Raw genomic sequence first — 22,165 nt, 5'->3', positions numbered from 1 at the left:
AAGGACGGATTGCTTCGGCTCCGCCTCGCAATGACACTTCTTGTATCACCTTATCACTTTTTACCTATTTCTTGTTTGAGTCCACCACAATGCGTTTGTCGCGGTTGGCCAGGTCCCAGGCGGTGTAGAATACCAGGCGGGCGCGCTTCTCCATTTTGGGGAATTCGATTTTGTCTACCTCGTCTTTGGGGCCGTGGTAGTCATCGTGCACGCCGTTGAAGAAGAAGGCTACCGGAATGCGGTGCTTGGCAAAGTTGTAGTGGTCGGAGCGGTAGTAGAAGCGGTTGGGGTCTTCCGGGTCGTTGTAGCGGAAGTCCAGGTCCATCTTCGTGTACTTGTCGTTCTGAGTCTGCAGAATGGTGTGCAGCTCCGAGCTGAGCTTATCCGAGCCAATCACGTACACGTAGTCGCCTTTGCCCTCGTGGTCTTTGTCGGTGCGGCCCACCATGTCGGTGTTCAAGTCCACTACGGTGCTGGTCAGCGGGAAGATGGGGTGGTCGGTGTAGTACTCCGAGCCCAGCAGGCCCTTTTCCTCGCCCGTTACCGTCAGGAACAGGATGCTGCGGCGCGGGCCGTGGCCTTCCGCTTTAGCTTTGGTGAAGGCCTGCGCCATTTCCAGCACCGATACCGTACCCGAGCCGTCGTCGTCGGCTCCATTATGCACCTCGCCGTTGATGATGCCGATGTGGTCGTAGTGCGCCGACAGCACCATTACCTCGTCTTTGAGGTCGGTACCTTCCAGGTAGCCCAGCACGTTTTCGGTGGTGAAATCCTCCATTTTCTTGGGAGCATTCACCATCATTTTAGCGGGCTTGAAGGGGCTGGCCGTGGGTTTAGCCGCTTTGGTTACCCCGGCCGAGTACTTAGTGTAGCCAGCAGCGGTGGTACCCAGTAGCTTATAGCCTACCGCCGGGCTCACGAAGAATGCCGTGGGGCGGGTAGTTTGGGAAGCTTCCTTGAACGCAATGCTGGGCCGGCTGATGTAGGGCGTCATGCGGGCGGCCAGCTTCTCAAAGTTGCTGTTGGGATTGAAATCCACGAAGAATACCGAGCGGGCGCCTTTTTGGGCAGCCAGCGTGAGCTTGGCCCGGAAATCCTGACCCCATTTGCTGTTCTGGCCTTCTTTGCCCAGCAGGGCAACGCCTTTGTCGGTTTGGGGTTCACCCAGCAGAATAACCAGGTCTTTGCCTTTCACGTCGCCCAGGGCGGCGTAGTCGGAGTAGCCATCCTGTTCAATGCCGTAACCGGCAAACACGGGCTGCACAGCCGTTTCCTGCGCGAAGCCGTTGCCGCCGTAGGCGTAGAAATCCGTCAGCCACTTAAACGTGTCTTTGCCAATTTTCAGCGTAGCGCCGTCGGCCCAGGTGCTGCGCACCATGGTGAAGTGCTGCAGGTAGGGGTTGTCGGAGCCGGTTACGGGGCCTTTCAAGCCCAGGGCGGCAAACTGCTTGGCAATGTATTCGGCGGCCATTTTCTGGCCTTTTTCACCGGTTTCGCGGCCTTCGTACTCATCCGAGGCCAGCACCGTTAGGTGCTGGCGCAGGTCGGCCTGGGTGATGGTTTCGGCGTAGGTCTGGGCTAGGTCGGTGCTGGCGGCGGGAGCCGCCGTTTCCAGTACGGGTTCCAGTACGGGAGCCGCGGTGGTTTCCGTTTTGGCCTTGCGCTTGGTTTTCACCTTGACTTTCTCGGGGGCTTGCTGTGCTACTGCCGAGGTAGCTACGCCAGCCGCCAGTAGCCAGGTGAGGAGGGAAGTTTTTTTCATGCTAGACAAAGGGTTGGTCGGGAGTGGGCTAAAGACAACGTGCCGTAAAAAGGCTGCATGCGGCGTGTAACGCGCCGCAGATTCTGTGAATTACTTGCTGATGAGTACCGAGGCGTAAGCGGCCACGCCCTCGCGGCGGCCCACAAAGCCTAGCTTCTCGGTGGTAGTGGCTTTAATGCTGATATCGTCGGCGTCAATGCCCATCACCTCGGCCAGCACACGCTGCATTTCGGCAATGTGGGGGTTCACTTTAGGCGCTTCGAGGCAAATGGTGGAGTCGATGTTGCTGATGCTGTAGCCGCGTTCCGTGATTAGGCGCACCACTTCCTTCAGCAGCCGTTTACTATCAATGCCTTTATACTGCGGGTCGGTATCGGGGAAGTGAAAGCCGATGTCGCGCAGGTTGGCTGCGCCCAGCAGGGCGTCGCAGATAACGTGAATGAGCACATCGGCATCGGAGTGGCCGAGGGCGCCGTGGGTATGGGGTACCTGGATACCACCGAGCCAGAAGGGCAGGCCCTCTTTAAGCTGATGAACGTCGTAGCCGAAGCCGGTCCGAATTTTCATAAGGAGTTAGGGAAGAGGAAGCGGAATGGAGTGGCAAGGTACGGCAACGGCGTCGGTTGCCGGAGCGAAAAAAAATTGAGTTCTGGGCAAAGTAAAATCGGGTGTTACGCGTCACTAGAGAAGAAATGGCTCGACATCGTGCAAAAGCATAGAAAAAAAGGTATGGAAACTTTGGAATCAATAAAAGTTTCCAGCGTACCTTTGTGGCCGTAGTCATGGAAATCAAAGACCGAATTTTGCAGGCAGCTATTGGCCTCTTCACCCGCAACGGGATTAAGAGCGTGTCGATGGATGATATTGCCACCCACCTGGGCATCTCTAAAAAGACGCTCTACAAGTGGTTTGAAAACAAGGACCAGATTGTCTCGGCCGTTATCGGCAACCACCTCACTGGGGCGCAGGGCGAGTGTGAAGGTATTATTGGCCACGCCCGCAACGCCGTGGATGAGATGGTGCAGATGATGGACTGGGCCAAGCGCCAGTTTGCCAACATCAACCCCAACGCCATTCACGACCTGCGCAAGTACTACCCGGCTGCGTGGGGCCTGTTTCACGAGCACAAAAGCAGCTTCATTCTGCAGCAAATTCAGGCCAACCTACGCCGCGGGGTGCAAGAGGGCCTCTACCGTGCCGACCTCGACATTGAGGTGCTTTCGCGCCTGCGCCTGGCCCAGATAGATATCCTGTTCAACCCCGATGTATATCCCCCGGCGCAGTTCGACCAGATGCGCGTGCAGATGGCCTGTAACGAGCATTTTCTACTGGGCGTGGTGTCCCTGAAAGGCCACAAACTGATCAACGAGTACCGTCACGTGACGGAAGAAGAATAAGCTTCATCACCTGCTTTCCCTGTTATGAAAAACAACCTCCGCGTTATGTTGCTGGCCGCCGGGCCGGGCCTGCTGGCCCCCGCCGGGGCCGCCCTGGCGCAGACGGCCCCGGCCCAGCAGCCGGCGCTGGCCACCTCCGCAGCCGTGGGTCTGATGCCCCTGAGCCTGCAGCAAGCCATCGACTACGCCGTGAAGAACAAGTCGTCGTTGCTCTCGACGCGCCTCAACGAGCAGACGGCCCGGGCCAAAGTAGGCGAAATCAAAGCCGCCGGCCTGCCCCAGGTGAACGTGGCCGCTAACGTGGCCGACAACTTTAAGCTGCAAAAGTCGCTGGTTGATTTCGGTGCATTGGGCGGTGGTAGCTCCGCCACCACGCTCACGCAGGCCGATATAGCCGCCGCCCAAAGCGGGCAAACGGTAAACCTGGGCACGGTAACCCTGCCCCGGGACCCGGTGCCGCCGCAGGCGTTTGCGTTTGGCCTGCAATGGGCCGGTAATACCAGCGCCTCCGTGTCGCAGTTGTTGTTTGATGGCTCCTACCTGATTGGTCTGAAAGCCGCCAAGGTGTACGAAGAGCTGGCCAAGAAGCAGACCCAACAGGCTGAAATTGACGTAGTAGAGCAGGTAAGCAAGGCGTATTACAGTACGCTGGTGGCCCGCGCCCGCCTGGCCCTGCTGGCCCGCAACGTACAGCGCCTGGATACGGTGCTCTACCAGACCAACGCCACCTTCAAAGCTGGTTTTGCCGAGAAGCTGGATGTTGACCGCCTGCGGGTGCAGCGCAACAACCTGCTGGTAGAGCAGCAAAAGGCTCAGCGCCTCACCGAGCTGAGCGTGGCCCTGCTCAAGTTCCAGATGGGCCTGCCCCAGAGCCAGACTGTACAGCTCACCGATTCGCTCGGGGCGGCCGTGGTGGATGCCGGGGCGTTGCGCCAGCGCCTGGGTGTGGCCAGCGCCACCAACGGTGGGGGGGTAACGGGTCTGGGCGGCGTGCCCACCGGTACCGCTCCTACCTCCGGCAATACCGAGGCCCAGCGCCAGCAGGACCAGCAAACGGCCCTCAGCGGGGCGCGTACCGGCCAGTTGGCCGCCGCCTTCAACTACAACAACCGCATCGAGTTCAGTACCCTGGAAACCCAGCAGGCCCTGGCCGGGCTGGACTTGGCCAACCGCCGGGCCGGGGCCTACCCGCGGCTGCTGGCTACGGCGGCGTATGGTTTCTCGGGTTCTGCCAAGAACCCCGGCGACCTGTTTGCCTTCCGCGGCCCCGACTCCCGGGCGGCCAACGGCTTCCCGAACCAAAACTGGTTTGGGTTCGGGAACGTGGGCCTGAGCCTGCAGATTCCGGTGTTTGACGGTTTCCGCCGCAAGTACCAGGTGCAGCAGGCCCGCATTGCCCAGCAGACCATCGAAAAGGGCTTCGAGACGCTGCGCCAGAGCATTGATCTGCAGGATGCCCAGAGCCGCACCACGCTCATCAACGCCCTGGATGTGCTGGACAATCAGAAAGCCAACCTTGATCTGGCCGCCGATGTGGCCCGCGTGTCGCGCATCAAATTTCAGGAGGGCGTAGGCTCCAACCTGGAAGTGGTAACGGCCGAAACCAGCCTGCGCGAAGCCCAGACCAACTACTACGCCGCCGTGTACGACGTGCTGGTAGCCAAAGTGGACCGGGACAAAGCCACCGGCGAGCTGTACAATCAAGCCAAAAAGTAAGCTGTTAGCTGATGGCTGCTGGCTGTTAGCGTTTTCTCCGACATTCTCCCTGCCACATCGATATGAACTTTTCCCTGCCTAAAGCTATCAGCTACCAGCTAGTAGCCCTCAGCCTGTTCGCTGCTGCCTGCGGCGGCAAAAAAGACCCCAAGGCCGAGTTGGCCGAGCTGAAAAAAGAGCAGGCGGCCAACCAGGCTAAAATTGCCGAGCTGGAAGCCAAAACCGGGGCCGGCGCCGAAACCGCTGCCGCCCAAACCACGCCCGTATCCGTTATCAAAGTAGCCCCCGAGAGCTTCAAGAGCTACCTGGAGCTGCAGGGCCGCGTGGACTTCGACCAAAATGCTGCCGTGGCTGCCCGCGCCGCCGGTACGCTCACCAGCCTGCGCGTGCAGCGCGGCGACCGGGTAAGCAAAGGCCAGACGCTGGCTACCGTGGATGCCAGCATCCTTGACGCCAGCATTGCCGAACTGCGCACCCGCATGGACTTGGCCCGCGTGGTGTACGAAAAGCAGGACCGCCTCTGGAAACAGCAGATTGGCACCGAAATCCAGTATCTGCAGGCCAAAAACAACTACCAGGCCCTGCAGCGCAACCTGACCACCCTCAACCAGCAGCGCGCCCTCTACACCGTGGTGGCCCCGTTCTCGGGTACCGTGGATGATGTGCTGCCGAAGCTGGGCGAAACCGTTGCCCCCGGCGCGCCCGTGGTAAAGCTCATCAGCAGCAGCGGCTCGGGCAAGATTCTGGCTGATGTGTCGGAAGCTTATGCCTCCCGCATCAAGGCCGGCGACCAGGCCCTGGTAACCATTCCGGATCTGGGCAATGAGGAGTTGCCCGCCACCGTGCGCGTGGTAAGCAGCACCATCAACCCCACCAGCCGCACCTTCACCACCGAGCTGCGCCTGAATAGCAGCAAGGCCGGTCAGCTGCGCCCCAACATGGTGGCCAATGTGCGCATCCAGAACTATGCCCGCCAAAGCGCTACCGTGCTGCCCGTGGACTTGGTGCAGAAAGATGAGCAGAACAACTACGTGCTGGTAGTAGGCGAGAAAAGCGGCAAGAAAGTAGCCGCCAAGCGCATCATCCAGACCGGGCAGACCTACAACGGCAAAGTGGAAGTAACCAGCGGCCTGCAACCCGGCGACCAGGTAATTTCTGCCGGTTACCAGACCCTGAACGAAGGCCAGCTGGTGTCGCTGTAAGCGTAGCCCCAACCGCCAAAAACCCAACAATATGCAGGATCTAGAGAAAGAGTTTGGGCCGACCAGTTGGTCGATTAATAATAAAACCAGCATCTACATTATCACGGTGCTGCTGTGCGTGGCGGGGATTTTTGCCTACATCAAGCTGGGCAAGGAGAAATTCCCCGACATTGTAATTCCGCGGATTATCGTGGCTACCATTTACCCGGGTACCTCGCCGGCGGATATTGAAAACCTGGTGACGCGCCAGCTCGAAAAGGAGCTGAAGGGCATCAACGGGGTGAAGAAAATCAACTCCACCTCCAACCAGGACTACTGTATTGTTGACATCGAGTTTAACTCGGGTGTGGACGTGCAATACGCCAAGCAGCTGGTGAAGGACGCCGTGGATAAAGCCGCGCCCGAACTGCCCAATGATTTGCCCTCCCCGCCGACGGTGAAGGAAATCAACATCTCGGAGCAGCCCATCATGTTCGTGAACCTGAGCGGCAACCTGCCCGCCGCCCAGCTTAAAAAGTACGCCGACGACTTCCAGGATAAGATTGAGGCCCTGCCCGAAATTACCCGAGTGGACATCGTAGGTGCCCTCGACCAGCAGGTGAACGTGGACGTGGACCTGAACAAGCTGCGGGCTTCGCGCCTGGGCTTCTCCGACATCAGCAACGCCATTGCCCGCGAAAACGTGACCATCTCGGGTGGTTCCGTGGACGTGGGTTCCCAAAAGCGGGCCGTGCGCGTGGCCGGCCAGTACGTGCGCGCCGAGGACATTGCCGACATCCAGGTGAAGAACCTCAACGGGGCGGCCGTGCGCCTCGGGGATATTGCCACCGTAACGGACGGCTTTAAAGACCGGGAGTCCTACGCCCGCCTCGATGGCAAGCCCGCCATTACCCTGAACGTGGTGAAGCGCCAGGGCGAAAACCTGATTGACGCCTCCGATAAAATCAAGGCGCTGGTGAAGGATGCTGAGAAAACCCTGCCCAGCGAGTTGAAGGTGACCATCACCGGTGACACCTCCAACGACACCCGCGTTACGCTGCACGACCTGATTAACACCATTGTTATTGGCTTCCTGCTGGTAACAGCCATCCTGCTGTTCTTTATGGGCACCACCAACGCCATGTTCGTGGGCCTGTCCGTGCCGATTTCGATGTTCCTGGCCTTCCTGATTATTCCGGGCTTCGATTTCTCGCTGAACATGATTGTGCTCTTCGCCTTCCTGCTGGCGCTGGGCATTGTGGTGGATGACGCCATTGTGGTAATCGAAAACACCCACCGCCTGCTGCACGAACATCCCGAGCTGAGCACCGAAAAGGCCGCCAAGTTCGCCGCCGGTGAGGTATTCGTGCCGGTACTGGCCGGTACGCTTACCACAGTAGCTCCCTTCGTGCCGCTGATGTTCTGGCCCGGTATCGTGGGCTCGTTCATGTACTACCTGCCCGTTACGCTCATCATCACCCTGATGTCGTCGCTGGTGGTGGCCTTCATCATGAACCCCGTGTTTGCCGTGTCGTTCATGGAGCGCGAGGAGCACTTCGAGGAAGACTTGCACAGCAAGCCCAAGCTGAGCAAAGGCCTCAAAATTGCCGTAGGCGTACTGGTGGCTTTGGGTATCCTGTTCAACGTGCTGGCCCTGGGCGCGACGCCCGAGGTAGGCCCCGATGGCGAAACCAGCGGCCTGATTGGTCACTTCATCGGCAATATCTGCCTGGCCCTAGCCGGCTTCATCCTGCTCGACAAGTTTGTGCTGGTGAAGATGATTGCCTGGTTCCAGACCCGCGCCCTGCCCAAGTTCCAGAATGGCTACGCCAACCTGGTACGCTGGGCCATCGGCCACCCCGCGCTGGTGATGGTGGGTGTGATTGTGCTGTTCATTGGCTCGTTCGTGGCCATTGGTATGCGCAGCCCCAAGGTGGACTTCTTCCCCAAAGGTGACCCGAAATTCATCTATACCTACCTGAAAATGCCGGTGGGTACCCGCGTAGAAATTACGGACTCCATCACCAAAGTACTAGAAAACCGCATCTACGGCGTCATCGGCCGCCAGAACCCCGACGTGGAATCGGTGATTACCAACGTGGCCATTGGCGCCGGTGACCCCTCGGATGCCTCTTCATCAAGCGGTACGGCTATGTCGAACATGGGCAAAGTGGCCGTGGCCTTCAAAGAGCTGAGCGACCGGACCGGCCCAGCCACTGGTACCTACATGGACAAAATCCGGGCGGTAGTGAAAGGCATTCCCGGCGCCGAAATTTCGGTGGACCAGGAAGCCAGCGGCCCGCCCCAGCAGAAGCCCATTGCCATTGAGGTTATCGGCGACGATTATCCTACCCTGGCCAAGCTCAGCAAGAAGGTAACCCGTTACGTGGACTCGCTCAACATTGGCGGCGTGGAAGCCCTGCGCTCTAACCTGGAGGACCGCAACCCCGAAATTGCCGTGAACATTGACCGCACCCGGGCCAACCGGGAAGGCATCAGCACCGGCCAGATTGGACTGGAAGTGCGCACGGCCATCTACGGTTCGGAAGCCAGCAAATTCAAGACCTCCGACGACGAGTATCCCGTGCAGGTGCGCTATGCTAAACCCTACCGCAACGACGTGGATGCCATCATCAACGCTCCCCTCACGTTCCGTGATGCTACAGGGGCCATACGCCAAGTGCCCATTTCGTCCATCGCCCAGGTAACTTACGGCTCTACCTACGGTGGCATCCGGCGCAAAGACACCAAGCGCGTCATCACCATCAGCTCCAACGTGCTCAACGGCTACACCGGCCCCGACGTGGTAGCCAACATCCGCACGGCGCTAAAGTCGTTCCCCACGCCGGCTGGCTACACCATCAAAATGGGCGGGGCTGAGGAAGACCAGAAGGAAACCACCGACTTCCTGCCCCTGGCTGGTCTAGGTGCCCTGGCACTCATCTTCCTGATTCTGGTTACGCAGTTCAACTCGTTCAGCAAGCCGGTTATCATTCTTTCGGAGGTGCTGTTCTCCATTGCCGGGGTGTTCTGGGGCCTGGCCATTACGGGCATGAACATCTCCATCGTAATGACGGGCGTGGGTATCATTGCCCTAGCCGGTATTGTGGTGAAGAACGGTATTCTACTGGTTGAATTCACCGATATCCTGCGCGCCCAAGGCATGCCGCTGCGCGAAGCCATTGTGCTGGCCGGCCGTACCCGCCTCAACCCGGTAATCCTGACGGCCACGGCTGCCACCCTGGGGCTGATTCCGCTGGCTATTGGCCTGAACATCGACTTCTACGAGCTGTTCGCCTCCGGCAACCCGCACTTCTTTATCGGGGGTGAGTCGGTAGTGTTCTGGGGTCCGCTGGCCTGGACCATCATCTTCGGTCTGGTGTTTGCCACGGCTATTACCCTGCTGGTTGTGCCCGTAATGTACCTGCTGAGCGAAAGCCTGAAGCTACGTCTCAAAAAAGAACCTGAACCCGTAGCCGATGCCGAAGAGGTAGAAGCTGCTACGCCTCCAGTGCTCACGCACTAATCTGTCCTCTGGTGCCGGAAGCCGGGTTTGCTTGGCTTCCGGATTTTTTCTGCTGATACGTGCAACCATCGGGTACCGCGCCGTACTCCTCCGCCCGAATGGGCGGGCCTATTGTCGAAGCTGGCCCGTGCTGCCGTTTTTTCTCCCCCGTACCCCTGTCGTTTCCCTTATGTTCACCTCAACGACTACCGCCCCCAAAACCATTCAGCAGCAGGTGCTGCGCATCATCAGCAAGCGAAAAGCCATTAAGGCCCGTCGCCTGCGTATCGGTTCCGACCTAAGCCGGGAGTTCGGCTTTGATACGGTAGATGTCGTGGACATCATTCTGGAGCTGGAGCGTAACTTCCACATCACCATTCCGGATGAAGTGCCCTTGGCCACTGTAGGTGATTTTGTAAAGTACGTGGTAACCCACACGCCTGCCCAGCAGCAGGCCGCGTAAGTATCCACTGTCGGGCATCAGCCGCCAGGCAGTACCCATTCCCAAACGTATGAAGCCCCGTGGGGGCGGCGCACTGCGTGTGCGGCCGCTCCCACGGGGCTTCCTCTTGGCTGGTTAGTAAAGCCTAGCGGACGTTACCGCCGGCATCACCGCCGCTGGGGCGGCTTTCAGCAGTAGCGCTGGGTTCCCGGGTGCTGTCGGTAGTGGTAGAGGCTACGTCGTGGTGCAGCGTGGCCGAGGTTTGGTCAGCGTTGGAAGATTCGGGGCTGGGAGCAGCGTGGCCCGAAGCCGAGCGGGCCTGCGGAGCCTTTGACTCATCCTCCACTACCGTGGCATCTTCTACCACGCTGGGGCGGGTTTTCTCCCACTCCAGAAACTTGTCCATTTCTTCCTTAATGGTGGTGCTGAACCAAGCCACCAGGGCCACGTCATCCAGCAGGCCCAGTACCGGAATAAAATCCGGAATCAGGTCGATAGGGCTCAGGAAGTAGATAGTAACAGCTACGGCGGCAATAACCGTGGAGGTAGGCAGGCCCGTGTATTCACCCGAAATAGAGGTGCGGATGAGACGGAGCAGGGTTTGCAGCGTTTCCCAGGCTTCGTGGGCAATGGAGCCCACGTCCTTCTTTTCGCTGGCTTTCTGGTACGCGTCATTCAGCAGCTGCTTCATGCGCGTAGGCTTCTTCACATATTCCTCGGCTTTCCCGACGAATTTCTTAAAAATGGGGGAGGAGGCTATGTCCTGGCCTTTGGGATTCTGTTTGTCCATGGCTGCGGAGGGAGAGAAAGGAGTAAAGGCCTAATTACGGGTTTCTGGCCGTGTGCTATACCGCACTTCGGCCCAAATGGTTTTCCGCCCCGAAGGTCGCAGAAAAAACAAAAACGCTCCGTTCGGCAGAACGGAGCGTTTGAAAATCGGAATGTAGAAGGGCTTAGCGCTCTACGCGGCCAGCGGCGTAAAAATTGCGGCTGTAGTAGGCCTGGTGCAGGGAGCTAACCATTACGCCACCACCGCAGGCCGAGTGGGCAAACTTGCCATCTTTCAGGTAGATGCCTACGTGGTAGATGGGCTGGCCCGGACCCCGGCGGAAGAATACCAAGTCACCGGTTTGCATTTCGTCCTTCTGCACGTGCTTCACGCTGGTGAACATGGAGCGGGAGCTGCGCTGCAGGGTGATACCGTAAGCTTCTTTGAATACGCGGGTTACAAACCCGGAGCAGTCGGTGCCGCTTTTGCTGTTGCTGCCGTAGCGGTAGGGAGTGCCCAACCACGATACTACGGTTTCCAGCAGGTTTTTATCGGCGTCGTAGCTGGCCTCAATACCGAGGCGGTGGGCTACTTTATCATAGGCTACAGAATCGGAAGCCGTGAGTACGCGAGCCTCTTCATCACCGGAAAACAAGCTGCCGAGCAGCGAGGCTTCCTGCGTAGTGGCCAGCGGCGAGGCAGCCGTAGCCGAAGGATTTTGTTCGAAGAAAAAAGACAGGACCATCGAGGCCGCGGCGAGGCAATACAGAATGCTGTTTTTCATTGTCCGTCGTGGGAGGAAGAAGGCCCGCTGGGGTCAACCGAACGGGAGGTACGCGTACTTCTGTTTAATCGATAGGCAACCGGAAAACCCGGATGACAAAAGAGAGAAAATAAGACCTTTCTGGTCGCCGAAACCGGTAGATTTGACGACGGCCATTGGTTAAAGCTAAGTCCAAAATTTTAGACTCGGTCAGTTTTTGACCGTTTTGCTGCAAAGTTCTTCTAAAGTCACAACTAAACGGTAGAAAATTAATAACCCGATTAGCAACCTCTGACTGAAGCCTTCCGTACATTCAGCCCACTTTTTTCTTGCCCTATGCTGCTCCCCCGTATCGTTGAAAATTCCCCGTTTGCCCGGGTGGCCCGCGCCAAGCTAGGGGCTTCCAACGTGGCTATGGTGCTGGGTACCAGTATTCACTTAAGCGGCGTGAGCCGGGAGCAGTTTCTGCAGGACCCCTACTGGGTAGCGCACGAGATGGAGCACATCCGGCAGTTTCAGCAATATGGGCGACTGGGTTTCCTGGCCCGTTACCTGCGCGACTGGATGCGGCACGGCTATTATAACATCCCATTCGAGGTGGAAGCCCGCAACGCGGCTGAGCTCAACGCCCACCTCTACGCCCAAGGCAAACCCCTGCCCGGTCCCGCTGAGCGGCACCCTACGCCCAAGGTGAAGTCGTGAGTTTCTGACTACACAAAAAAACTGTCATCCTGAGCGCAGCGAAGGACCTTACCACGTCTGAACAACTGTTTCGGATGTGGTAAGGTCCTTCGCTGCGCTCAGGATGACAGGATCTTATTGAAGTAACGGATGTCGCCTACAAAGCCGCTAAGCGGCCCCCATCTACTACTAAGGTGGTGCCGTTCACAAAACTAGCCTCGGAGGAAGCTATAAAGCAGATGGCGGCGGCTAGCTCCTCGGGCGTGCCCACCTGGCCGGTAATTTTCTCTTTGCCGCTTTTCACGTTGGGGTTGCTCCAGAGCATGGGCGTATCCACGGCACCGGGGGCCACCGCGTTGATGCGGGCATGAGTATGCGGAATTTCCTGGCTGAGGCCCCGCACGAAGGCTTCAATGGCCCCTTTGCTGGTGGCGTAGGGAACCACGTTGGCCGTGGTTTGCTGAGCGTGCACCGAACTGACGGCCACAATGCTGCCCCGTTTCATGTGGGGTAGGCACAACTGGGTAAGCCGGAATAATGGCCGCAGGTTCACCTGCATCAACTGGTCCCAGTCTTTCGGGTCGAGCTTCAGGATGGGGTCAAAGGTCATCATGCCGGCGTTGTCCACCAGTACATCAATGCGGCTCCATTCTTTCAGGGTGCGTTCCACGGCGTGTACCAGCTGGCTATCCTTGCTTACATCCGTGCGAATAAACAATGCTTCGCCTCCGGCCTGCTTGATAAGCTGTACCGTTTCCTTGCCCTCGTCGGCGTCGCGGCCTAACACGGCAACGCGCCCACCTTCCCGGCCCATGCGAATTGCAGCGGCCCGGCCAATGCCGGAGGTAGCGCCGGTAACGATGCATACTTTGTCTTGAAAACGCTTAGCAGGGTCGGGGAGGGCAGTGAAAGGCATAACAGCACGTGAAAGCAGGATCAGATGATTTCTCGCTAACGGTAAGCTGAGCCGGAGGTTGGCCCTACAGTGGAGTTTGTAGCCTTTGTGCACAGCATTCCAAAATGGACCGTGGCTATCTGGGTCATGGAGCTGGGCTAATCTTCTGGTAACCTTCTGGCCGCTTTTCACGAATAGGGATGCAAATGGCCTGATGGTCATGACTATCTCCCTTTCTATCACGAAATGTTCTCCCCCATGAGCACTCAAAAATCAAATCAGCCCGGCGCTCCTGCCCATAAGCACATCACCTTTACTCCCGCCAGCGAAGTAAACGGCTCCTCGGAAGCTTCGGCTTCTTCGGAAAACGCTACGTCGGACCGCTCGTCACGTCAGAACGACCAGCAGAAATCGTGGCTGGACCAGCAGCAGTGGCTGAAAAATATCGACGTAAATCAACTTTCGCAGCAGGTAAAAGATCTGAGCACAAAGGCTAAGGATTTCAGCTCGAAAGCGGTAGACCAAGTAAACAGCCTGTCGCCGACGCAGAAAGTAATTGGCGGGGCCCTGCTGGTAGGTGGCCTGAGCTGGCTGGCCCTGCGCTCCAAGAGCAGCAGCCCCAAAGGCGAAACCTACCGCGGCAGCCGCGACGAGGACACTACCTGGAACAAATCCAGCGACTCGGTGTACCGTGGTGCCACCCGCAGCTACGGCGAAGACGATTACGCCACGGACCTGTAAGCTAGCGTAGCATTCGATGTATACTGAAAGAGGGCCCGATACTATCGGGCCCTCTTTTGTGTTGGTATACAATGAAAAAGCGCCGCCTTCATTACTGAAAGCGGCGCTTCTGGAGCCCCTTATTGGACTCGAACCAACGACCTGCTCATTACGAATGAGCTGCTCTACCAACTGAGCTAAAGAGGCATTTTCCGTAGCAGCATTTCCGCCAGGGGCAGCAAAGATAGAAAGCCGCGCGAACAACGTGCAAGCTCCTACCGTATTTTTTTATTCATCCAAACCGCTCAGTTCCGCTTATTCCTTCCGCTGATGTCCACTTCCACCTCTTCCCTGACTACCCTATCCAAAGCCCTGATCAGTGGCTTTGCCGGAGCCGTAGTCCTCAACGTGCTGCACGAAACCGTGCGCCGGGTACGCCCGGCTGATGCTCCGCGCATGGACCTATTAGGGGAGCGGGGCCTACGCAAGCTGCTCAATAAAGCCGATGCTCCGCAGCTTGACCACGCCACTGCCTATGCTCTCACCCTGGCCGGGGATATACTCAGTAATGGGCTATACTACAGTCTGGTAGGGGCCGGTAGTGGGGTGTGGTGGCGCGGGATTAGCTTGGGGCTGGCGGCCGGTATCGGCGGCGTGTTCCTGCCGGGGCCGATGGGCCTGGGAACTGCCCCCAGCAACCGGACACCGCAAACCAAAGCCATGACGGTTGCCTGGTATTTGGTGGGTGGCGTGGTAGCCGCTAGTACTGCCTGGGCGCTGCGCCAGCAGCGTACTACCGCCGAAAGCTAAAGATGCAAAACTGGGCCTGCGGGTTTGCGTGGTTTCCGGCATCTTTGCAGTGTTATGATGAAACAACTGCGCAAGCTGCTGGTCCGCACGCTGGGTTTTGAGCGGTATATCCGGGTGGTAAGCCGGGTGTATTTGCGGCTGGTTGGTTCCGGCTGGGGCCGCCAGAAGTATCCGGAGCTTTTTTTCCTGGAGAAGATTGTGCGGCCCGGTTTTGTGTGCCTGGACATTGGCGCCAACCTGGGGTACTATTCGGTGGCGCTTTCCAGGCTGGTAGGTGTGCAGGGGCAAGTGCTGGCCGTGGAGCCTATTCCCGACTTTCAGGCTATCTGGAAAGATAATGTGCAGTTGAGCGGAATTTCCAACCTTACGTTGCTGCCGTACGCGCTGGGCGGTGAAAATACTACCGTGCAAATGGGAACCCCGGAGCGTAACGGGTTGCTGCACCACGGCATGACCAAAGTGGCCGCCAGCAACCCGCACGAGCATTACGCCCGCACCTATGAGGTACCCATGCGTGTGCCCGATGAGCTGTTTGCGCACCTGCCGCGCCTGGATTTTGTGAAGTGCGACGTGGAAGGCTTCGAGTACGAGGTGTTCCGGCACATGCAAGAAACCCTGCGCCGCTTCCGGCCCCTGATTCAGACGGAGCTGAATGGGCTGGAAAACCGCCGGGCCGTGGCTACGTTGTTGGCTGGGCTGGGCTATAAACCATTTGTATTGTCGGAGCGTTCTGAACTTGTGCCTTGCACGGATGCCCACTTGACCAGTGCCGTTACAGCCGATTTCTATTTTCAACCTGTTTCCTAACCGTCAGGTCTCTCCTTTTTGCCAATGAAATTTCTGCTTGTTCTGCTCATTCTGTGGCTGTTTGGGCGGTATGTGGTGCCGTTGCTCATGCGCTTCATCATCAGTCATTTGTTGAAGAAACAGGCCCGCCAGTTTGGGCAGCAGTTTGGTGGAGGCCCCTTTACAAATCCTGCCCAGCCTCATGCCAGGAGTAGTCAGTCTGCATCCGGGGAAGTACAAGTAGATTACGTTCCGCCCCGGGAGAAGCCTCGCAAGCCCACAGAGTTCAAGGGCGGCGAGTATGTCGACTTCGAGGAGGTGCGGTAGAGACTGATGCAACGAGAAAAAGAAAAGCGCTTATGGGCCTCAGTATGGCTTCATAAGCGCTTTTCTTTTTACCCTTTTTGACTTCTAAAAGCCCAGGCCTACCCGGATGCCGGTGCCCACTTTGTGGCCTGATTGCAGACCTGTGTAGAAATCGACACGCATAAGCTTAAAGATATGCTCAATGCCTACCCCTACCTCTACGTACTGCCCGGCAGTGGGGGTAGTGAGGTAGTTCAGTGAGGCTACCTCCTGCCAGTGGAGTTGCCGCAGCAGGGGCAGTTTGTTCAGCAGAAAGCCGTTGAAATGGTGGTTGTAATGCACCTCCAGAAACCGGTCGGCAGTGCTGTAGCGGTAGTAATCCAGGAGCTGAAACTTGGAGAAATCCTCCGTTAGGTAGGTGCGGTTACCGCTGAAGTGGCGGAAGTCCATGAAGGCCAAACGAGTGCTGGTGCCTGGGAAGAAACCGGCCGCTACCCGGTAGCTGCTGGTTCCTAGCAGGCCAAGGCTCACGGAGTGTCGCACACCCGCTTCCAGCATGGTATAGCGCACATCGGAGCCCAGTATGCCGCCTATACCTTGCCGCCAGATGAGCAGGAAAGTGGGATACTTAGAACCCAGATTAAACTTTCCATCGGGGCGGGTGATGAAGCGTTGGCCGGGTCGGAACGAGGCAGTGAGTTCTGTGGTAAGGGCTTCACTCCGGCCAAACTGTACGCCGTCAGGACGCTCGTCATTCAGCGGCAGGTTGGACGTGAAGGCCCGGCCCGGTTGGTCGGTGATAAGCTTGTAGGTAGTGTTCTGCAGCTCCCGGCGTACAAAATAGCTGCCGGTAGCTTGCAGCGTGAGGCCATTCAGCGGCTCCCACTGGTAGCCCAAGGCTAACCCGTCGCGCCGGTACAGCTTGGCGTAATTACGGTTTTTGAACAGCGTATAGTATGAGTTAATGAAGGGCGTCAGCTGGCTGTTGGGGTCAAAGTTCTCAATGGAGCGGCCGGCCTGTAGGCTGAAGCGGGAAAGCTTCACCGCGTCCGTCTGCCAGGACGCCGCCACGCTCGGGCTGAACAGATGGTTGCTGAAGCCATAGCGCACCGAGGGCGTTACCGACCAGGTGCGCCGGTCGTCGGTGCGCTGGGTGTAGGTGGCCTGTGGATTGACCACTACCCCTTCCACCGTGTTGTAGTTAACGATGTTGAATACCGGTGCCACGTACCATTGTTGCTTCCGGAACGTATTGTTGTAGCTATAGCCCGTCAGCAGCAGCTTTCCTACGCTCAGCTCGTTGCGCTTACGGTCCAGAGAATCCTGATAGGGGCGGGAGCTGCGGATAACCTCGGTACTATCCTTCACGTGGTAGTCCTTCTGCTCTTCCTGAGTGAGCGGCACGGGTCGAATGCTGGACCAGTAGCTGGTATCCCGCTCATTTACCCCTTTTTCTACCAGCATCACCTCTCCACGCTTAAGTTTGCCCAAGCCTAACCCCGCCGTGTCGCGGGCAGCGGATTCGCGGCTCTGGCGGCGTACTGCTTTTCTCAGGCCGCTCAGCTTAGGCTTCTGCTTTTTCACCTGCGCTACCGTTTCTCGGGTTACGGGCGCATCATCGGTGTCTTTGCCCGTCGCAACGGGTGGGGCAGCAGGAGCCGGCCGATTGGGGTAAGTGGGCGTTACCTGATAGTTGGAAAGAATAGCCGTGATGTAGCCATTGCCCTTAAAGCCAAAGGCCGTAAAGCCCACTGTTACCTTCTGGCTCTGCATTATCCACACGTCGGAAGGGCCGGGGGCGGGGGCAAAAATCTGCTCAATGTGCAGGTTCTCCACGTAGTCGAGCTGGGCGTCCTTGGTCAGGTCGAGGCTCACCGAGTGTAGCCGCCAAGTACCATCCACAATGTAGATGTGGCCCGCAAATACGGGGTCGGTGCGGCGGCGCGGTATCACCTTTATTTTATGAATGAGCAAGCTGCCCTGCTGGGTGCTGCCTTCCAGCTCGTAGCGGTAAAACAGTGGTGCATTGGCCGCAATAGGCGACACAAAGCCCCTTTCCGAAAAGCCGCTTTTGAGCACATTCTGGTAGAAGTTGAGGCCCCGCCCGGCACTGGCCCGGTTAAAGCTGATGCCTTTGGTATCACCACTCACCCGCGAGGAAATCATCCGTTCCTGCACCACGTTTGGCTGCCTGAAGCTCATCTCCGATACCGATTCGGAGAGGTAGAAAATACCCGGTTTAAAATCGGGTCCAACTTTCACTAGGCCCAGAATTTTGCCGGGCACATCGGTAAAGCGGCCCAGGGTTTTGATGTAGGCCCGAGCTTTGAAAGCGGCTACCTCGCGCTGGTGGTAGCGCCGCCACTGCATGGCCTGTTGCACAATAGAGTAGGCGGGGTCCTTGTCGGTAGAGCGCACCACTACTTCCCGCAGCTGGTAGTTTTCGGGGGTAAGGCTTACGTTCAGTACCGTGGCGGTGTCGCCACCCGCTACCCGCACGGTTTCCATGTGCGGTTTGAAGCCCACGTACTGGAATACCAGCTCGTAGCTGCCTGGGGTGAGCCGGAGCTGGTAATTGCCCTGCTCGTTGGAGGCCGTATTCAGTGTGGTGCCCTTCACGGCTACATTGGCAAAGGCCAGCGCCTCGCCCTTCACGCTCAAGATGCGGCCTCGCACGATACCGCCGGCGGCCGGCCGCGCCAGCTGCAGCAGAACCAGCAGGAGGAAGAAAATACCAAAACGCGTAGTGAGAAGCCGCATAATCAGGTAACTAGTCGCATAAGTGAAAGGTAGAGGAAAACCAGTGGCCGATGGTTGCCTTTGCGGGCTATTTTTCCTGCTGCTTCAGTGGCCGGCAGCGTTGAAACCAGGCGGCCGGAATTGAGCTATTTTCGCCGGGGTGGCGTTATAACCGGATAATCTGCCGTTCGATTTTTCTTTGCAAGTATGATGCAGCCCGCTAAAAAGAAGTTTTATACTCCCGCTGAAGCCTTGCAGAAGATTCTGGCTTTCTGTGTGTATCAGGAGCGTACGTTCAAGGAAACTGAAAGCAAGCTGCGCGACTATGGCCTGACAGAAGATGAGGCCGGCGAGATTATGATTCGGCTGAGCCGGGAAGACTTTCTGAACGAGGAACGCTACGCGCAGACGTTTGTGCGGGGCCACATCCGCAAAAAATGGGGCCGGCGGCGCATCATGCAGGAGCTGAAGCAAAAGGGCCTCTCTGACTACTGCATCAAAGTGGGTTTGAAGGAAATAGACGGGGACGAGTACTACCAAAACCTGCAGGAGCTGCTCGAAAAAAAGGACCGGCAGGAAAAGGAGCGCCACCCCGCCAAGCGTCGGCAGAAACTGCAGTTATACCTCACTGGCAAAGGCTACGAGCAGGACCTGATTAAAATGGCCCTCCAAGACCTGGGCCGTGTGCCTGAAGAGGACGAGTAGTGCCTCCGGGCCTACCGTTTGCCCGGCAGCTGCGGATTTTGCAGCTGATGGGTAAGAATAACGCGGCGGCCCGTCATGGTTTCCAGCATGGGGCGCAAAATCTGCTCGGCGTTCTGGGTGGTTTGGGCCAGAATGCCGGATTGTAAGGCGGCCGTGCGTACGTTGGCTTCGGCGTATTTGTAGCCGGCATCTACCAGCTGCGCATCCTGGAAAAAGCCGTTTTCCACGCTATACACTTTGCTTTTGCTGTGGTCTACCTGCCACACGCACAGCTCCGGCTCGGGCAGGGCTAGGCGCAGCACCGAGTCGCCCTCCAGCACCACATCCTGGGCGCGCACCTTGCGCAAATCGAGGCAGCCCACGGCGTGGCCGGCTACGATGAGGGCCACTTTGGCGTCGGGTAGGAAGCGGTAGGTGCTCTTTTTATACTCTACCACATCCTTGAACTGGTAGCGCACCAGCTCCATGCGGCCCAGGGCTTCCACTTTTTCCAGCACCGTGTTATGCGTGACGGTGATGCGCGGCTCGGGGTTCAAGGGGTTTTCGAAACCGGTGAGGGCCGGACGAACCTTCGTCCAGAGAAACCAGCCCAGGGCAACCAGAAACAACAGCGGCAGCAGAAGGCGGAACAGGTGGGGCATTATGAATGTGGGGAATGAGGATGGAATGTGGTGTACTGTGAAGAATGTGGCCCGATGTGTAGGATGATAGGAATATGGGGGAATGCGAGGAATGAGAATAATAACGCAGACAGACAGGCTACGCGTTGTACGCAGAAAGCATCGCCAAAGTACCGGCTGACTGCCAAAGGCCTGTTCGCCACATTTATCACATTCCGCACATTAATTCACATTCTCCTCATATTCTTCCCGTCCTTTGCAGCGTATGCGCATTGCCCCGTTGTTGTCAACTGCTTCTGAAACAGCCACTCCGCCCGGCCCGGTGGGGCTGCGGCGCTGGCACGGGTGGTTGCTGCTGGGGCTGTGGGTGGCGGTGCAGGTGTCGCTGCTGATTCAGCACCACGGCCCCCGCTACGTGAACGACAGTGGCCGCTACCTGGCCTACGGCACGCGCATTGCCCAGGAGTGGCACTTTGAGCGGGACCATAACCTGCGCTACGTAGGCTATCCGCTGTTTATCAGCCTGTGGCTGAAGCTAGGGGCCGGCTGGTGGGGCATTGTGCTGGGCCAGATGGCCGTGAGCGGCTTGGCTGCCCGCGCCTTTTACCGCACCCTGCGCCGCCTCACCCCCCAGGCCCCCGACTGGCGGCCGGCGGCCCTTGCTACCGCCGCCCTCATCGGCTGGCGCGATGCCCAGCAGTTCAACGTGTACATCCTTACCGAAAGCCTGTTTGCCAGCCTTTCCATTCTGGCGTTTTGGGCGTTGGTGCGGGCCCGGCGCGGGCCGGCGGGGCGCTGGGTGGTGTTTGGGGTGCTGGTGCTGCTGGCGGGTATTGTGCGGCCCAACGGCTTTGTGGTGGCCGGGGCGGCAGCGCTGGCCGGCCTGGCCCGGCTGTGGCAGGTACCGGGGCGGCGGGCTCTCCGGCGGGCTTTGCTGGCGCTGGCGGCGCTGGCCCCGTTGTGGTGGTGGGTGCTCAACAAGCTGCTGCTCACCTTCACGCTGGTAGAAACCTACCTGCGCGGCGAAATCATCTACGGCTACACACCCTGGGTGGTGGAGCCCACTGAGCCGCTGCAGCTGCCGCCGCCGGGCCTCGCGCCGGTGCTGCGGCTGGGCTACTTCATCTTTGCCAATCCGGTGTACTTTCTGAAGCTGGCCGCGCTGAAAGGGCTGCTGTTTTTCAGCTACGTGAAAACCTACTACTCCTGGAGCCACATCCTGCTGATTGTGGCGTTCATCTACCCCTGCTACTGGCTGGCGGTGCGCGGGCTGCGCACGGCGGGGGCGTGGCTGCCGGCGCGGGTGTTTCTGGGCGGCGTGGTGCTGCTGCAGGGCCTGGTGGTGATGCTCACGGTGGAAGACTGGGACGTGCGGTTTCTGCTGCCGGTGCTGCCCTGTGTGTTTGCGCTGGCAGGCCTGGCCGTAGCGTACTGGCTACCCGGGCGCGCTGCCAAAGCCAGCCCAGGCCTGTAAGCCGCCGGTGTGCACGGCCACCACGGTGCTGCCGCGCCGGAAGTAGCCCTGATCCAACAAATCCAGCACGCCCAGCAGCATTTTGCCGGTGTAGATGGGGTCGAGGAGGGTGCCGTGACGCTGGTGGAAATCGGTGAGGAACTGCCGCAGCTCCGGGGTGAGGCGGGCGTACCCGCCGCCGTGGTAAGCGGTGTGCAGGTGCCAGTTGGGGTAGAGGCGGCCGGTGCTGTGCTGGTGCAGGTGGTTGATGTCGGTGCGCAGAAAATCCGCGCCTTTCAGGGCGGCAAAGCCTTCCACCCGCTCCGGGCCTTGCAGCCCGGTAGCCAGCCCCGCCAGCGTGCCGCCCGTGCCGCAGGCCACGCACAGGTAGTCGAAGGGCTGCTGGGCCCGCAGTTCGGTAACCAGCTCGGCGCAGCCGGGCAGGGCCCAGGCGTTCGAGCCGCCTTCGGGTACCACGTAAGCCGGGCCCAGCTCCTGCAGCAGCGCCGCCAGCACGTCGGGCTCGTGCTTGCGGCGGTAGGTGGCCCGGTCAAGGAAGTGCAGCCGCATGCCATCGGCCTGGGCCTGCGCTAGCGTGGGGTTCAGGGGGCGGGTGGCCAGCTCTTCACCGCGGATGACGCCCACGGTGTGCAGACCGGTGAGGCAGCCGGCGGCGGCCACGGCGGCAATGTGGTTGGAGTAGGCCCCGCCGAAGGTGAGCAGGGTAGTATGGCCCTGCTGCCGGGCCTGCTGCAGGTTGTATTTAAGCTTGCGCCACTTGTTGCCCGGCAGCTCGGGGTGGGTCAGGTCGTCGCGCAGCAGCAGGAGCTGCACCCCCGCCCGCGCGGCCGCCGCCTCCGAAAGTGGCTTAAGTAGCATAGGAGTTGTTTGGTTGTTGATTGTGAAAACCGTCAT

Annotated in this window: 19 protein-coding genes, 1 tRNA gene and 1 pseudogene; 12 read left to right on the top strand and 9 right to left on the bottom strand. The window is 58.8% G+C overall.

Annotated elements, in window-relative coordinates:
- Positions 1-64: 64 nt before the first annotated feature.
- Positions 65-1,762, bottom strand: a complete 1,698-nt coding sequence (locus tag LF252_RS16580; RefSeq protein ID WP_226270699.1) for a M28 family peptidase — start codon at positions 1,760-1,762, stop codon at positions 65-67.
- Positions 1,763-1,852: 90 nt separating this feature from the next.
- Positions 1,853-2,329: a 2-C-methyl-D-erythritol 2,4-cyclodiphosphate synthase gene (gene ispF / locus LF252_RS16575; RefSeq protein ID WP_226270698.1), complete on the bottom strand. Its 477-nt coding sequence runs from the start codon at positions 2,327-2,329 to the stop codon at positions 1,853-1,855.
- Between the two features lie 215 nt (positions 2,330-2,544).
- Between ispF and LF252_RS16570 the strand changes: the two genes are divergently transcribed.
- From LF252_RS16570 to LF252_RS16550, 5 genes are all read left to right on the top strand, one after another.
- Complete coding sequence (locus LF252_RS16570) at positions 2,545-3,159, top strand: TetR/AcrR family transcriptional regulator (protein WP_226270697.1); 615 nt, start codon at positions 2,545-2,547, stop codon at positions 3,157-3,159.
- 24 nt (positions 3,160-3,183) lie between these two features.
- Positions 3,184-4,875 carry a TolC family protein gene (locus LF252_RS16565; protein ID WP_226270696.1) on the top strand — a complete coding sequence of 564 codons (1,692 nt, stop codon included), beginning with the start codon at positions 3,184-3,186 and terminating at the stop codon, positions 4,873-4,875.
- A gap of 62 nt (positions 4,876-4,937) precedes the next feature.
- Complete coding sequence (locus LF252_RS16560) at positions 4,938-6,077, top strand: efflux RND transporter periplasmic adaptor subunit (protein ID WP_226270695.1); 1,140 nt, start codon at positions 4,938-4,940, stop codon at positions 6,075-6,077.
- A 31-nt stretch (positions 6,078-6,108) separates the two neighbouring features.
- Positions 6,109-9,582: an efflux RND transporter permease subunit gene (locus LF252_RS16555; RefSeq protein WP_226270694.1), complete on the top strand. Its 3,474-nt coding sequence runs from the start codon at positions 6,109-6,111 to the stop codon at positions 9,580-9,582.
- Between the two features lie 169 nt (positions 9,583-9,751).
- The gene (locus LF252_RS16550; protein WP_226270693.1) at positions 9,752-10,024 is read left to right on the top strand and encodes an acyl carrier protein; all 273 of its coding nucleotides are present in this window, start codon (positions 9,752-9,754) and stop codon (positions 10,022-10,024) included.
- A 415-nt stretch (positions 10,025-10,439) separates the two neighbouring features.
- Here the strand turns inward: LF252_RS16550 and LF252_RS22885 are convergent.
- Positions 10,440-10,694 (bottom strand): annotated as a pseudogene (locus LF252_RS22885) (YkvA family protein); the annotation flags it as partial.
- A 262-nt stretch (positions 10,695-10,956) separates the two neighbouring features.
- Positions 10,957-11,556: a C40 family peptidase gene (locus LF252_RS16540; protein ID WP_226270692.1), complete on the bottom strand. Its 600-nt coding sequence runs from the start codon at positions 11,554-11,556 to the stop codon at positions 10,957-10,959.
- 315 nt (positions 11,557-11,871) lie between these two features.
- Here LF252_RS16540 and LF252_RS16535 point away from each other — a divergent pair, with 315 nt between their 5' ends.
- Positions 11,872-12,237, top strand: a complete 366-nt coding sequence (locus LF252_RS16535; protein ID WP_226270691.1) for a hypothetical protein — start codon at positions 11,872-11,874, stop codon at positions 12,235-12,237.
- Positions 12,238-12,373: 136 nt separating this feature from the next.
- Here LF252_RS16535 and LF252_RS16530 read toward each other — a convergent pair whose 3' ends face one another.
- Positions 12,374-13,132: an SDR family NAD(P)-dependent oxidoreductase gene (locus LF252_RS16530; protein ID WP_226270690.1), complete on the bottom strand. Its 759-nt coding sequence runs from the start codon at positions 13,130-13,132 to the stop codon at positions 12,374-12,376.
- A gap of 237 nt (positions 13,133-13,369) precedes the next feature.
- On the opposite strand from LF252_RS16530, the gene LF252_RS16525 reads away from it, so the two are divergent.
- Positions 13,370-13,852 (top strand): hypothetical protein, encoded by a 483-nt coding sequence (locus LF252_RS16525; protein WP_226270689.1) that lies wholly within the window; start codon positions 13,370-13,372, stop codon positions 13,850-13,852.
- A gap of 110 nt (positions 13,853-13,962) precedes the next feature.
- Here the strand turns inward: LF252_RS16525 and LF252_RS16520 are convergent.
- Positions 13,963-14,038, bottom strand: a tRNA-Thr gene (locus LF252_RS16520).
- A 123-nt stretch (positions 14,039-14,161) separates the two neighbouring features.
- On the opposite strand from LF252_RS16520, the gene LF252_RS16515 reads away from it, so the two are divergent.
- From LF252_RS16515 to LF252_RS16505, 3 genes are read left to right on the top strand one after another with little or no spacing between them, the layout of a single operon-like run.
- The gene (locus tag LF252_RS16515; RefSeq protein ID WP_226270688.1) at positions 14,162-14,641 is read left to right on the top strand and encodes a hypothetical protein; all 480 of its coding nucleotides are present in this window, start codon (positions 14,162-14,164) and stop codon (positions 14,639-14,641) included.
- Positions 14,642-14,695: 54 nt separating this feature from the next.
- Positions 14,696-15,448 (top strand): FkbM family methyltransferase, encoded by a 753-nt coding sequence (locus tag LF252_RS16510; protein WP_226270687.1) that lies wholly within the window; start codon positions 14,696-14,698, stop codon positions 15,446-15,448.
- 24 nt (positions 15,449-15,472) lie between these two features.
- Complete coding sequence (locus LF252_RS16505) at positions 15,473-15,754, top strand: DUF4834 family protein (RefSeq protein ID WP_226270686.1); 282 nt, start codon at positions 15,473-15,475, stop codon at positions 15,752-15,754.
- Positions 15,755-15,838: 84 nt separating this feature from the next.
- Here the strand turns inward: LF252_RS16505 and LF252_RS16500 are convergent, their stop codons facing one another.
- Positions 15,839-18,493 carry a DUF5686 and carboxypeptidase regulatory-like domain-containing protein gene (locus LF252_RS16500; protein ID WP_226270685.1) on the bottom strand — a complete coding sequence of 885 codons (2,655 nt, stop codon included), beginning with the start codon at positions 18,491-18,493 and terminating at the stop codon, positions 15,839-15,841.
- 186 nt (positions 18,494-18,679) lie between these two features.
- On the opposite strand from LF252_RS16500, the gene LF252_RS16495 reads away from it, so the two are divergent.
- Positions 18,680-19,177, top strand: a complete 498-nt coding sequence (locus LF252_RS16495) for a regulatory protein RecX (RefSeq protein ID WP_226270684.1) — start codon at positions 18,680-18,682, stop codon at positions 19,175-19,177.
- Positions 19,178-19,188: 11 nt separating this feature from the next.
- On the opposite strand, the gene LF252_RS16490 is transcribed toward LF252_RS16495, so the two are convergent.
- Entirely contained in the window at positions 19,189-19,818 is a 630-nt protein-coding gene (locus LF252_RS16490; protein ID WP_226270683.1) for a DUF4230 domain-containing protein, read from the bottom strand.
- Between the two features lie 244 nt (positions 19,819-20,062).
- Between LF252_RS16490 and LF252_RS16485 the strand changes: the two genes are divergently transcribed.
- A complete protein-coding gene (locus LF252_RS16485; RefSeq protein WP_226270682.1) occupies positions 20,063-21,271 on the top strand; it encodes a hypothetical protein in 1,209 nt (402 codons plus the stop codon).
- Here the strand turns inward: LF252_RS16485 and LF252_RS16480 are convergent.
- Complete coding sequence (locus LF252_RS16480) at positions 21,233-22,129, bottom strand: 1-aminocyclopropane-1-carboxylate deaminase/D-cysteine desulfhydrase (RefSeq protein WP_226270681.1); 897 nt, start codon at positions 22,127-22,129, stop codon at positions 21,233-21,235. The two genes, LF252_RS16485 and LF252_RS16480, sit on opposite strands and share 39 nt — an antisense overlap.
- Positions 22,130-22,165 lie beyond the last annotated feature (36 nt).

The organism is Hymenobacter pini, from assembly GCF_020421205.1.
GTDB lineage: Bacteria > Bacteroidota > Bacteroidia > Cytophagales > Hymenobacteraceae > Hymenobacter > Hymenobacter pini.
This window is presented reverse-complemented; position numbering and strand designations above follow the sequence as displayed.